Below are 13176 nucleotides of genomic sequence, written 5' to 3'. Positions count from 1 at the left end.
CGCCACGCTAGGAGCCCATGAGGTCGGTTTCTGTCCTCATTCGCGGCCATACTGGATCGCGTGACCCAGACCGCCGCCCGCCTGCTGCAGCTGCTCTCGCTGCTGCAGACCCGCCGCGAATGGACCGGCCCGGAACTGGCCGCGCGACTCGGAGTCACCGTCCGGACGGTGCGCCGGGATGTCGAGCGTCTGCGCGAGCTGGAGTATCCGGTGGTCGCGAGTTTCGGTGCGGTCGGCGGATACCGCCTGCAAGCAGGCGGCGCGCTGCCTCCGCTGCTGCTCGATGACGAGGAGGCGGTGGCGATCACGCTCGGCCTGCGCAGCGCCGCCCAAGGCGCGGTCGCGGGTATCGAGGAATCCGCCGCCCGCGCATTGGTGAAACTGCAGCAGGTGCTGCCGTCGCGGTTACGTCGCCGGGTCGACGCGATCGATACCGCCACCGTGTCACTCGCCGGTCCCGCCGCCGGTCCGATGATCGACCCCGAGATTCTCGTCGTCCTGGCCGCCGCCGCGCGCGACGGCGAACGGATCCGTTTCCGCTACCGGGACAAGGCCGACACCGAAACCAGCCGCCTCGCAGAGCCGCACAGCCTGGTCTCCGCGGGCCGCCGCTGGTATCTGGTGGCTTGGGACGTCGACCGCGCCGACTGGCGCACCTTCCGCGTAGACCGCGTGACCTCCCCGCATCCCACCGGAATGCGGTGCCCGCCACGAGAACTCCCCGCTGCGGACGCGGCGAGCTTCGTCACCAGCCAGCTGGCCCGTTCCCGCCCGGCCCGGCACGTGGTCCTGCGTGTCCACGCGTCCGCCGCCGCCGTCACAGAATCCTTCCGGGTTCGTCCGCAGGAGATCGAGGCGGTGGACGCGCAGACCTGCCTCCTGCGCACGTCGGCCGATTCCCTGGAATGGACCGCCCTCCGCGTCGCGCACTTGGACCTCGACTTCGAGGTCGTCGAACCCCAGGAAATGAAAGACCTGCTCGCCGCCGTGGGCGCCAAATTGCTTCGCGCGGCCGGGAATCCTCTCCCGGCACGTCCAACCGGTGCTGTCGACCAAGGGTGATGTAGTGCCGCCGGATGCCGCGCCGTGTCGTAGCCACTCCCACCGCGGAGATGACAGTCTGGGCCCAGCAGCTGGTTCAGGCCACCGCCGGATACCCGAATTACCGCATCCGGGTGATCGACTGGTCCTTGACGGCCGATGCGGTCGATTTCGCCATCTTCGACGACGCGGTGGCCTTCCTCGCCCTCACGACAGGGACCACCCAGCAGCTGATCGGATTCCGTATCACGGACCAAGCGTTCGTGCAGGGCGCGATCGGGCACTTCGAACAACTATGGCTGACCGGTCGTGAGCTCGACTGATCGCCGCCACCGTGCCTTTCCGCGGACTTCGAGGGGTCGTTGACAGGAGTCCGTTCAGGTGGCCGACCAGTGCTCATGGGATACGGCAACGCCCCCGCCTCGCGATCATTGAGGCGCAGAGGGCTTCGTGTTGGGCTCGGACAGTCAGGGCTGGCCGAACGCTCCGTCGACAGCGAGCATCTGGCCGACACCAGCCGGACAATCCCCACATCGTGCCCACCGCGCTGTTGTCCTGAAATCAGTTGCTGTTGTCGGGGCTGATGGGAAGTCCTGGGCAGAGTTCGATGTAGCCGATCCCCGCCGGCACCGTTTCACGCCATTGCTTGTGGCTCATATTCGAGGGAAGTTTCGCGCACAGGTCTTCGACCGACGGGGCGAAAATCGGCCACATCTTCAGAGTGGTATCCAGGCTGCCCGACACGATACGGCTCCCGTCTGGACTGAACGCCACATCCGTCACGAAGTTGGCGTGGCCGGTCAGTGGCGCGCCCATGGGTTCCCGGGTGACTGCATCCCACAACCGCAATGTTTGATCGGGGCCGCCGGAGGCAATGCGCTTGCCGTCCGGGCTGAACGCCACATTCCACACGGCGTTGGTGTGGCCGGTCAGGGGTGGGCCGATGGGTTGTCCGGTGGCCGCGTCCCACAACCGCAACGTCTGGTCGAAGCCGCCGGAGACAATGCGCTTGCCGTCCGGGCTGAACGCCACACTCGCAATGGCGTTGGTGTGGCCGGTCAGGGGCGCGCCGATGGGTTGCCCGGTGGCCGCGTCCCACAACCGCAACGTCCTGTCGGCGCTGCCGGAGACAACACGCTTGCCGTCCGGGCTGAACGCCACGCTCTTCACTGTGAGGAGGTGGCCGGTCAAAGGCGGGCCGATGGGTTGCCCGGTGGCCGCGTCCCACAATCGCACTGTCTCGTCGTCGCTGCCGGAGACGATGCGTGTGCCGTCCGGGCTGAACGCCACATCCCACACGCGTTCGGTGTGGCCGGTCAGGGGCGCGCCGATGGGTTGCCCGGTGGCCGCATCCCACAACCGCAACGTCTGGTCGTTGCCACCGGAGACGATGCGCTTGCCGTCCGGGCTGAACGCCACACTCTGGATCGTTTCGGTGTGGCCGGTCAGGGGTGGGCCGATGGGTTGCCCGGTGGCCGCATCCCACAACCGCAATGTCCGGTCGGTGCTGCCGGAGACGATGCGCTTGCCGTCCGGGCTGAACGCCATAGTCATCACGACGCTGGTGTGGTAGGCCAGAGCCACCGTCGTGGCATCCCAGATCCGGAGTGTGCCGTCACCGCTGCCAGAAACAATGCGCGTCCCATCAGGACTCGACGCCACACTCCAAACAGAGTCGGTGGCTCCCGCCAGGGGCAAACTCACCGGGCGGGCTGCAATAGGGCTCCACAGCCGTACGACGTTGTCGGAGTAGCCAGCGGCTATCCATCTTCCTTTCCGGTCGATGGCGATGCTGTTCACCATGGCTACACGATTTGCTCCCTCTGACACTCCGTCGTTCATCGAGGCCTGCATCGCATCCTCTGGGGATAGCGCAAGGGCTTCCTTCGGAGACAGCGGTACGTAGAGGGGCTGTGCGGTAGCCGGATCCCAGAACCGCAACGTCTGGTCGGCGCCGCCCGAGATGATGCGCTTGCCATTCGGGCTGAATGCCACGCTGTAAACGAACTCGGTATGGCCGGTCAGGGGTGTGCCGATGGGTTGCCCGGTGGCGGCATCCCACAACCGCAACGTTTGGTCGGCGCTGCCGGAGACGATGCGCGTGCCGTCCGGGCTGAATTCCACATCCAACACGGAACCGGAGTGGCCGGTCAGGGGCGCGCCGATGGGTTGCCCGGTGGCCGCATCCCACAACCGCAACGTCTGATCATCGCTGCCGGAGACGATGCGCGTGCCGTCCGGGCTGAACGCCACATCCAGCACGGACTCGATGTGGCCGGTCAAGGGTGTGCCGATGGGTTGTCCGGTGACGGCATCCCACAACTGCAACGTCCGATCGTGGCTGCCGGAGACGATGCGCTTGCCGTCCGGGCTGAATTCCACGCTCTGGACCACGTCGGTGTGGCCCGTCAGGGGTGCGCCGATTTGTTGCCCGGTGATCGCATCCCACAACCGCAACGTCTCGTCGAAGCCGCCGGAGACGATGCGCCTGCCGTCCGGGCTGAACGCCACGTCCTTGATGAGGGCGTGCGTTTGCGCAACGGCGAGTAGGTGTCTGCGGGCGTAGAGGGCATCGACGATCGCGGTGTCGGTTCGTAGGCTTGGTGCGAGGGCGTGGGCGGCGAGTATTTCCTGGATTGCGTAGATGTCGCTGCCGAGTTGTCTACCTTGCAGCGTGGCTTCACCGTCTTGGATCAGGCGTAGTGCTATGGCTTCGCGGGTTTGGCTGTTGGCTCGTTCGCTGGCGTTGGTCGCCGTGACGAATCCCGTGACGGCGAGCAGGGTGACGACAAGCAGCACGGCGACCAGCCCGGTGAGGACGCGCGCTCGCTTACGGGATGCGCGGAGTTCAGCGTCTATGCGGTCGTCGTGGTATTTGCGCGAGGTCGAAACAAGTTCGCGGACCGATTCGAGACGTTCGCGGTAGCCCGGTTTCGTGAGGAGTGTTTCGGCGGCGAGCAGGCGTGAGCCGTCCAGCAGCCAAGCGTCGTCGTGATCGTGGCGGGCCCATGCGCGGGCGGTCTGTTCGAGCGCATCGGCGTTCTTGAGGTCGTCGGCGTGTTCCCGGAGCCATTCGGCGAGGTCGTCCCATTGCCGCAGCAGGCTTTCCAGCGCCACCTCGACCACGGTCCGGCCGTCGCGCTGGTCTTTCACCAACAGCCGCCGCTCGACGAAGCAGTCAAGCAGCGAATGCGTCTCGGCGGGCAAATCGGTCCAGGCGGCGATGCGGCGCAGGGGCTGGTCGTTGTCGGGACCGATAGTGGCCAGCCACGGAATGAACGCCGAGCGCAACAGGTCGAGCTGGTGTCGCCGCTGCGCCGGATCGACCGCGAGGACGCGGTCGATCTCGCTGCGCACGACCTGGTTGATGCCGCCGATCGCGGTGTAGTGGTCGAGGGTGAGAACTCCGGTGTCACCGTAGTCCTCGTACAACCGGGACAGCGTCAAGGCCAGCAGCGGCAGGGTATCCGCACCCTCGGTGCAGTCGGCCAGCAGCCGATCGACCAGGTCCGGGTGGACCTGCAGCGGTGCCCCCGCCTGGGTGGCCCGCGTCGCGGGACCGGTGATGACGTCCTTGAACAGGGCACGCGGCATCGGGCCCAGGTCGTCGAAGAGCATCGTTTCGATACCGGCCAGTTGCGGGGCGGTCTGAAACGCCTCATAGCGGTCGGTGCGCACGCAGACCAGCACAATCAGCCACTGCCGTGTCGCGTCGCCGTCCACCGGGTCGGCGAGCAGATCGGCGAGCAGATCGAGCAGCAAGCCACCCCGACTGCCCGCATCGGGACCGAGCAATTCCTCGGCCTGGTCGATCGGCAACACCAGCGTCGGAGCCGCCCGGTCGGCTTCTGCCCCGGACGTGTCGATCAACCGAGCTGTCGCGGCCTGCCGGATCTCGAGCAGCCACTCGCGCACCCGCTCATGCTGGTCGGACAGCGCGGCTCTGATCACACCGTGGCTGGGCGCCCGAAGACCGAATCGCGTTCGGGTGGCATGGATTACGGCGGCGAGGCCGCTGGCGCCGGTGAGGGCTTCCCGCGCGGGTCGCAGAATGTCCATGACCACGAAGTGCCGATCGTCGCGGGCCAGCCGCGGCAGCAGCCCCGCACGCAGGTACGACGATTTCCCGGCACCGGAGGGGCCGAGGACGACGAACAGCGATTGCACACCAGTCGCGCGCATGACCGCTAAATGATCCCGGCCGCGCAGGATCTGCGCGTCGCGACCGAAGAACACGGCGGCGTCGATCGCCTCGAACGGCCGCCATCCGCGATAGGGCGCACGGTCGGGCTCCGCCCGTGGTGGCCACAGGAAGTGCTCGGCACCGATACCGGCTGGCTCCAACCCGGCAAGCAACTGGTGGAGACCCGCAGTGCGGAACCGCACCGGCTCGCCGCCGCCGTGGAGCTGGACGGTGGTGGCGGGGCCCTCGCCGAACAGGTCGCACCGCTGCCATTCCCCGGTGATATCGCCATCAGTGGCTTGCAGCCGGGCCACCAGAATCTGCTTACCCAAAGTCTCGGCGGTGCGGTACTCGGTCTTGCATTCGTGCGAGCTCTGCCAGTGCCGCGATACCAGGCAGATCACCGCCTCGCAGCGTGTATTCGCTTGCCGCAGAGCATCTTTCCACCGAACCCCAGCGCGGATGCCTGTGTCCGGATCGATATCGAGAAAGACCTCCCCGGCCAACCCCGGTCGCTGCTCGATCAGCCACTGTCGCAGTGCAACCGCCGCCGCGTTGTCCCTGCTGGAATGACTCAGGAAGATACGCGACACTCATCAACCCCCGTGACGTCGACTGCCGGAACCAATTGCCCGGCAAGCGTAACGACACACACATACTGCCGCCGATGAATTCGCCGATCGGGATACGCGCGGGCAAAACGCGCTCACCGTCGATCGCGGCTATGGCCAGCGCGCCCGGTCATCCGTTGCCCGCGCCGCATGAAACCCGATCGGCGGCCACCGGGCCTGAGCGAGACGGATCCGCGCGGGGCAGGTCATCCGTTGCGGAATGCCTGTCCCGGCCCAGCGATCCGGGCAATCAGGGCTGGTCGAACGCTCCGTCGACTTTGCCAGCGGTGAACGCATCCCACTCGCTCGGCGTGAACACACACCAGTACCGGGCCGGACATGTGCTTGCTATCGCATACGCCGACCATGCCTTTGCTCAGGTGCGCCACTTCTACGCAGTCCTCTTTGCCCGTGCTGCGACTGCTCTTGAACGAGCGGGCGCCGGGTAGGTCGCTCATCTCATCAGCTCCTTCATTGCCGTCAGCACCGAGTCTCTGGATGCCCCTTCGGGTCACGCAAGCCGCAGCTTCCGGAATTCGAACCGCCCCGGCCTCGGCACGTGAGGCTCGGGGGTTAGATGTTGGTCTCGGAGAGTCAGGGCCGGTCGAACGTTCCGTCGACTACGCCAGCGGTGAAGACATCCCATTCGCTCGGCGTGAACACCAGTACCGGTCCGTACGTATCCTTGCTATCGCGTACGCCGACCATGCCTTTGCTCAGGTGTGCCACCTCAACGCATTCCCTGTTTCCCGCGCTTCGGCTGCTCTTGAACCAGCGGGCCCCAGGTAGGTCGATCATTTCATCAGCTCCTTGATTGTCGTCAGCACCCGGTCCCTAGATGCTGCTTCGGGTAACGCTACCTGCGCCAGCCTCCGAGCTGTATCCATATACTGGGCCACTTCTACGTTGCGCTCCAGATAGAGTTCCCCAACGAAGCCCTCGATGTAGACAACCGGTGGCTCGATCAGCTTCGACGTTGGCAGCGGCGGGAACTCGCAAATGACGAACGGCGAGCGAGTGATGAGCGCAACCGGGGTCTGGGCATCGAAGGGCACGATCCGCACCGAGACATTCGGCATTTCGGACAACTCGAGCATGCGCCGGAGTTGGTCCGTGCTGACTCCCGGGCCACCCGCCTGATAGCGCAAGACGGCCTCGGCGAGGATTGCTTCGAAACGAAAGTCGCTGTTGACCAGCATTTCCTGTCGCTTCATCACGAAGTCCAGGATGCGTTCCACCTCTTCCGGCGGCATACCCGGATACTCGGCCCACACCAGCGCACGACGGTACTCGCGGGTTTGCAGCAGCCCCGGGACCAGCATTGTTTGCCATGAGATGATACGGCTCGCAGCCTCTTCCAGCGCCAGATAGTGGTTGAACGCCTTGGGGATTACGTCGGAAGTTGCCCGCCACAAGCTACCGTCCGACTTCTGGGTTTGCCGGATTTCTTGCGCCAAGTCCAGCAGTAGCCTGCGCTCCTCGTCGTCGGCCTTGAAGGCGTTGGCGAGGGCGTTGATGCCCAGGTCCGTGACCTTGGTGACCCTGCCCTCTTCCAAGCGACCATAGGACTGTGGTGACGTCTCCACGATGCGCGCGGCGGCGGCCTGCGAGACGTTGTTGCGCTCCCGCAGTTGTCGTATCCGGCGGCCCAAAGCCCTTCTGGGCAGGGTAGATCCAGTGGCCATATCGTTCCCTTTGCTAATCGGATGCGTGAAATATGGAATGCTCCGCGGTGGAATAACGATGATCCCCCCGTCGATCTCCCACAATAATGCCGCGAATCCCGTTGTGCGCCAGATCTACTGAAGGAGCGCCCGGTGCAGGCCAGCCCCAATCGCCCATTGGGGACATCGCCTGGAGGCCCGGAGAGCCGAAACGGCGATGGTCCGGCAACTCGGATACAGCTGCCCCGCCGGACCCTGCACCGGGCGCGTACCAAGACTAGTTACTGGAGCGCACTATGGTCATGGCTATCATCTTTTTGAAGGCGGATATTTTCAATAATGTCGAGACCCGGGACGTGCAAGAACTCCACTGCGGTCGACTCGCCACGGCCCACGGCTGCGACATACAGCGGACGATCATCGCCGACCGGGCGGACCCGATCCCCTGGACGCTCAAGGAGGCGGTCGGACTGGGGTACCGCGTGCTGATCACCTTCTCGCTGGCCCACATCGACTTCAGAGCCCCCGAGATCCTGGAGCGATGCGGCCTGCTCGTCGGGCACCCCTACGGCTGGTACCACCGGGGACACACCGGGTCCATTGCGGGCATGTCGATGGTGCGAACACGACACTGAAGCTGAATCCGAAGGGATAAGTTCACATGTCGATTGCCGTTGTTCCCCCATTGGAACGGTCCCGATCGGCTATTGCCGGACGCCGGACCATTTCTGTGCCGTCTCGAAGGAGAAACGCCCTTGATTTGAACCGATTTTCGGCTTTTCGGTGGCAACATGCATCGCCATCGCCATCGCCATCGCCATCGCCACGGCGCGATGCTGGGACCGAAATATCTGCCTACCTGAGTCGGGCAGACTAGCCCGGGGGCGATCTGAACCCGGCTCTACGGCGACGACACCACCTCGTCTGGTCCCAATAAGGTCGCCCCCGGTGGAATTCCTGTCCGGTGCGGTTCCGGCTCGGCTGACGACAACCAATCCGGTTGCGCCGGGCTCGTGGCAATGCGTGATCTATGTAGATGCCATCTACGTAGATTGCGTCTACATAGACGGGAGGCTGCGGCATGCCGTCGATGGTGCTGGCAAGCCGGGCACGAGGTGGGGGAACGCCGTGAGGGCGGGGCTGACTGATGGTGCGTGGCGGGGTTGGCTCAGCCGCGCTGTCGGGCCTAGTGCCGCAGCAGGCTACGCCGCCTGACCTCGCTGGCAGCGTCTCACCACAGGTGCAGGAAGCTCCGGACGTCGTCATACCCGTCGACGGCCCGACCGTCCACGTCCGACGGGTCGGCCTCGGCGCGAGCCGCCAGCGACTTCACCAGTGCGAGGGATTCATCGCTGAGACGCCCGAAACGCCGGGCGGTGTGTCCCAGGCACAGTCCGGCCAGCCCGAGCAACGGACTACCCGGCACAGCCCGTGTCCCGACCTGCACGCACCAGTGCTCGACGAACTCCACGTCGTCGTCGTTCAACGCGCTTCCGACGAGGACACTCGCGGCCTCTCCCGCGGTCGTGCGGTCACGCAAAGCCCGCTCCAACGTCTCGACCACGACCTTGTGAGGCAGCCCAGGAGGGTTCTCGAAACTCAGATGAGAGTGCACCGCGCGAGACTACGTGCCCCGCGCGCGGCACCGCCACGCTCTACGGCCGCACCGGTTCGCTCGGCCCTTGCGTCGTGACCGCATCGTCGAACGCTCGCCGACAGATCGACTTCGCGACCACGGCGAATGCCGACCGCCACGCCACTTCCCGCTGAGCCTGCCCTCGACCTCCGGAAAGCCGCCGTATTCGCCTGACCTGTGCGGAGACCGGCGGTACGGTGCTGCGCATGACGCTATCGATGGAGGACCGCATCGCGATCAACGACCTCATCGCCCAGCACGGTCACCTGGTGGACGCGGGCGAACTCGATCGGATGGACGAGCTGTTCAGCCCCGGGATCGTCTACGACCTCAGCGATCTCGGGTTCGGCGAGCTGCGCGGCATAGCGGCCGTGCGGGAGGCCGCGCTCATGCTCGGCGACGCGAATCCGGTGGGGCATCACGTCACCAACGTGCTCGTGACCGAAACCGAGACGGGTGAGGTTCAGGTGCGCTCCAAAGGAATCGGGATCAGCGCCGACGGCGGCTGTGCGAGCGTGACCTACGAGGACGTGGTGGTACGGGAGGAGGCGGGCTGGCGCATCTCCTCCCGCAAGGTCGTTCCGCGCCGGGCGCCGCTGGGCGGCTGATCCCTGGCGGGAGGCGATCCGCTACCACGGCTGTCGTCAAAGCCGGTATACAGACCCGCGCGTGTTGCTATCGTCTCGCCATGTCGGACACGCTGGGCGCTCGAGTGGATGAGCAGAAGCGCCCGCCGGTCGTGGAGTTCGACGACGAGGAGCGGCCTGCGCGGGTGCTGAGCGGCTGGGCGGAGCGACTGGTCGCCGTCGCCACGTTCGCCGTCGCGATTCTCGCGCTGTGGCAGGTGTTCCGGCCGTTGGCGCAGGGCAGTCAGTACTACCTGGTGATCTTCCTGGCGGGCACGTTGCCGACGATTTTTCTCGCCTACGGGTCCGGGCTTCGCTTCCTGGACCGTCGGAACCGCCCTGGCATGGTGGACTGGTTGCTGGCCGCGGTGGCGCTGGCGGTCTGCCTGTATCCCGTGGCGCCGATGACGATCGGGTCGGGCGGCGGCGGGTACGACGCGTTCCTCGATCGGCAAGGACTGCTCGATCCCGTCGACGTCGCGGTCGGCACGGTGGTGCTGGCGCTCGTCCTGGAGGCGTGCAGGCGCACGACCGGATGGGTGCTGCCCGCGGTGTGCCTGGTCTTCCTCGCCTACGGGTACTACGGAGGACTGCTGCCGCAGGAATGGAGCCTCGCGCACGCCGGACTGGACTTCGGCCAGATCATCGACGCTCTGTTCAATTCCGGCAGCGGCTTCTACGGCACTCCGCTGGATGTCGCCGCTACCTACATCGTGCTGTTCACCCTGTACGGCGCGGTGCTCGAATTCTCCGGCGCCGCCCAATTTTTCGTGGATCTGTCGGTCGCGGCGTTCCGGCGCTCGCGCAGCGCCGCCGGGCGCACCGCGGTGGCTTCGGGTTTCCTGCTCGGCACGGTGTCCGGATCCGGAACCGCCACGGCGGTGAGCGTGGGCGCGGTGACCTGGCCGATCCTGCGGCGCGCGGGCTACCCGCCGGAGCAGGCGGGCGGCATGCTGGCCGCGGCCGGTGTCGGCGCGATCCTGTCACCACCCACGCTCGGGGTCGCGGCGTTCATCGTGGCCGAATACCTCGAGGTCTCTTATGTGACCGTGCTCGGCTGGGCGCTGATCCCGACCCTCCTCTACTACCTGGGCATCCTGCTCGCCGTGGAGATCGATGCGCGCAGGCTGGGCACCGAACCGGTCGAGATCGGCGGTGCGTCGGCGGGTCGGCTCCTGCTGCGGTTCGGCTACCACTTCTTGTCGCTGATCGCGATCGTCGTACTCCTGCTCATCGGAGTGAGCGCGACGCGAGCGGTGGTGTACGCGACCGCGCTGGCGTTCGTCTTGGCGTTCTTCGACGCGCGGACCAGGGCGGCGGCCCGGTCGCCGCGCCTGGTGTTCGCCATGATCGGCAGCGGCGTCCGGTCGGCGCTGCCGGTGGTCGCGGTGTGCGCGGCCGCGGGCGTGATCACCGCGATGACGACCAAGACCGGTCTCGGCGCGCAACTCGCGGCACTGCTGGTCCGGGCCGCGAAGGCGTTGTCGGACAATCACACCGTCGTGCTGGCCTGCACCGTCGCGCTCGCCGCCGTCGCGCTTGCGCTGCTCGGGCTCGCCGTGCCGGTCACGGCGTCGTTCATCATCGGCTGGGCGATCATCGGCCCGGCGCTGCTGGCCCTCGACGTGCCCGCGCCCGCGGCCGCGATGTTCGTCTTCTACTACTCGGTCCTCTCCGAGGTGACGCCGCCGACCGCGCTGGCGGCGGTGGGTGCCGCCGCCATCACCGGAGGCCGCACCGTGCCCACCATGTGGCAGGCCTTGAAGTACGCCTTGCCCGCCTTCCTGGTGCCGATCGTGTTCGTGCTGACCGGGCCGGGCGAATACTTGCTCGGGCGAGGGCCGGTTCTCGGCATCCTCTGGACCACGGTGGTCGCGTGCGTCGGCGTTGCCGCGCTTGCGGCCGCCACCGGCGGCTGGATCCCTGGTATCGGCCCCGCGCCGTTGGCGGCACGCGTGCTGGCCGCCGTCGGCGGGTTGACGCTGCTGTATCTGGCGCCCGCCGCACTGATCGTCGGGGCGTGCGCGCTGGTCACGGCCGCCGGGATCACTCTGCTGTCGCAAAGGAGAACGACATGAGAAGAGCCGCACTGATATTCGCCGTCATCACGATCGCGGCGGGACTGCTCGCGGGCTGCGGCGGCCGCAGGGACACTCCGCACACCGACTCGGGCGCGGCGGTCACCTGCGTGCTCGGGCGGGAGACCCGAGTCGGCATCGCGACCGGTAACGCCACCGGGGTGTACTTCGCTCTGGGGAACGCCTACGCCGACCAGCTCGCGCAGGCCACCGACGGCAAGGTGAAGGCGACCGCCGCCGAGACCGGGGCGTCGGTGCAGAACATCCAGCAGATCGTGGCAGGTAGCTACCAGGTGGCGTTCTCCCTGGCCGACAGCGCCGCCGATGCCGTGCTCGGCACGGGGAGCTTCGACGGCAAGAAACAGCCGGTGCAGGCGCTCGCGCGGCTGTATCCGAACTACACCCAGGTAGTCGTTCGCCGGGACGCGGGCATCAACTCGGTGGCCGACCTACGGGGCAAGCGGGTCTCCACCGGCTCACCGAAATCGGGCACCGAGGTGATCGCGCAGCGGGTACTGCAAGCCGCCGGTCTCGATCCCGATCGCGATATCTCCGCGCAGCGGCTGGATCTCACCAAGACCGTGGACGGCATGAAGGACGGATCGATCGACGCCATGTTCTTCTCCGGCGGCCTGCCCACGCCGGGCATCACCGACCTGTTCACCACCGCTGGGGACCGCGTCCGATTCCTCGATATCACCGACCAGCTGCCCGGCCTGCGCAAGATCAATCCCGTCTACGAAGAGGGAACCATTCCCGCCGCCGCGTACGGCCTGCCCGCGGAGGTGAAGACGATCGTCGTGCCGAACGTCCTGCTCGTCCGCGACGATCTGGACGCTGATCTCGCCTGCGTGCTGACCAGGACGCTGTTCGATCGCAAAACCCAACTGGAGCAGGCCAACTCGGCCGCAAAGGGGATCAGCAGGGATACCGCCCGGGATACCGCGCCCGTGCCGCTGCATCGCGGCGCCGCACACGCCCTCGCCAACTGAACGGTTCCCCGACCGCTTCGGAACGATCTTGTGGTGGCTTGAATCACATTCGTGTCATTTGGCTGCCCGACCCATCGAACGCACGCCATTGACCTGCGAAATAGCGCGCTGCGCAGGCGATTTGACGAAGTGAAATCCGGCGCGTAACTTTGTCCAAGTCAGAGCGACACGGACACCGACCCGGAGCCGAGAAGCGAGGCGGAAACGCCGAGTGGAGGGACCGGGAAACGAGGTCGGACGAGGAGCGCCTGACGACCACATAGCTTGATCGGGACCTCGATTTTGATCGAGTGAACGGCTGAGTTAACCTGGATAGGTTGCCTCGCGGAAGATCCGGTTAACCCG

At 66.4% G+C, this 13176-nt stretch carries 12 protein-coding genes; 6 read left to right on the top strand and 6 right to left on the bottom strand.

The annotated features are described in order from the left end of the window. Positions 1-60: 60 nt before the first annotated feature. Together OHA40_RS02235 and OHA40_RS02230 are read left to right on the top strand one after the other, a co-directional pair. Positions 61-1062, top strand: coding sequence for a helix-turn-helix transcriptional regulator (locus OHA40_RS02235; protein ID WP_330231394.1), 1002 nt, complete (start codon positions 61-63; stop codon positions 1060-1062). A 50-nt stretch (positions 1063-1112) separates the two neighbouring features. Beyond that, positions 1113-1364, top strand: coding sequence for a hypothetical protein (locus OHA40_RS02230; protein WP_330231393.1), 252 nt, complete (start codon positions 1113-1115; stop codon positions 1362-1364). Positions 1365-1602: 238 nt separating this feature from the next. On the opposite strand, the gene OHA40_RS02225 is transcribed toward OHA40_RS02230, so the two are convergent. The 4 genes from OHA40_RS02225 to OHA40_RS02210 all read right to left on the bottom strand — a co-directional run bounded on the left by OHA40_RS02225 (position 1603) and on the right by OHA40_RS02210 (position 7520). Continuing rightward, positions 1603-5817: an nSTAND1 domain-containing NTPase gene (locus OHA40_RS02225; protein WP_330231392.1), complete on the bottom strand. Its 4215-nt coding sequence runs from the start codon at positions 5815-5817 to the stop codon at positions 1603-1605. Positions 5818-6041: 224 nt separating this feature from the next. After that, the gene (locus OHA40_RS02220; RefSeq protein ID WP_330231391.1) at positions 6042-6293 is read right to left on the bottom strand and encodes a DUF397 domain-containing protein; all 252 of its coding nucleotides are present in this window, start codon (positions 6291-6293) and stop codon (positions 6042-6044) included. Between the two features lie 136 nt (positions 6294-6429). Further along, positions 6430-6633: a DUF397 domain-containing protein gene (locus tag OHA40_RS02215; RefSeq protein WP_330231390.1), complete on the bottom strand. Its 204-nt coding sequence runs from the start codon at positions 6631-6633 to the stop codon at positions 6430-6432. Further along, entirely contained in the window at positions 6630-7520 is an 891-nt protein-coding gene (locus OHA40_RS02210) for a helix-turn-helix domain-containing protein (protein ID WP_330231389.1), read from the bottom strand. Before OHA40_RS02210 ends, OHA40_RS02215 begins: the two co-directional genes overlap by 4 nt. Positions 7521-7801: 281 nt before the next feature. Here OHA40_RS02210 and OHA40_RS02205 point away from each other — a divergent pair, with 281 nt between their 5' ends. Then, complete coding sequence (locus tag OHA40_RS02205; RefSeq protein ID WP_330231388.1) at positions 7802-8134, top strand: hypothetical protein; 333 nt, start codon at positions 7802-7804, stop codon at positions 8132-8134. Positions 8135-8203: 69 nt separating this feature from the next. Here the strand turns inward: OHA40_RS02205 and OHA40_RS02200 are convergent, their stop codons facing one another. Then, positions 8204-8326 (bottom strand): hypothetical protein, encoded by a 123-nt coding sequence (locus OHA40_RS02200; protein ID WP_330231387.1) that lies wholly within the window; start codon positions 8324-8326, stop codon positions 8204-8206. A gap of 404 nt (positions 8327-8730) precedes the next feature. Continuing rightward, positions 8731-9114 carry a hypothetical protein gene (locus OHA40_RS02195; protein ID WP_330231386.1) on the bottom strand — a complete coding sequence of 128 codons (384 nt, stop codon included), beginning with the start codon at positions 9112-9114 and terminating at the stop codon, positions 8731-8733. Between the two features lie 227 nt (positions 9115-9341). On the opposite strand from OHA40_RS02195, the gene OHA40_RS02190 reads away from it, so the two are divergent. From OHA40_RS02190 to OHA40_RS02180, 3 genes are all read left to right on the top strand, one after another. Beyond that, on the top strand, positions 9342-9743 hold the full coding sequence (locus OHA40_RS02190) for a nuclear transport factor 2 family protein (protein ID WP_330231385.1): 402 nt from the start codon (positions 9342-9344) through the stop codon (positions 9741-9743). Between the two features lie 80 nt (positions 9744-9823). Beyond that, positions 9824-11839, top strand: a complete 2016-nt coding sequence (locus OHA40_RS02185) for a TRAP transporter permease (RefSeq protein ID WP_330231384.1) — start codon at positions 9824-9826, stop codon at positions 11837-11839. After that, the gene (locus OHA40_RS02180; RefSeq protein WP_330231383.1) at positions 11836-12831 is read left to right on the top strand and encodes a TAXI family TRAP transporter solute-binding subunit; all 996 of its coding nucleotides are present in this window, start codon (positions 11836-11838) and stop codon (positions 12829-12831) included. Before OHA40_RS02185 ends, OHA40_RS02180 begins: the two co-directional genes overlap by 4 nt. Positions 12832-13176 lie beyond the last annotated feature (345 nt).

Source organism: Nocardia sp. NBC_00508, from assembly GCF_036346875.1.
Classification (GTDB): Bacteria; Actinomycetota; Actinomycetes; order Mycobacteriales; family Mycobacteriaceae; genus Nocardia.
This window is presented reverse-complemented; position numbering and strand designations above follow the sequence as displayed.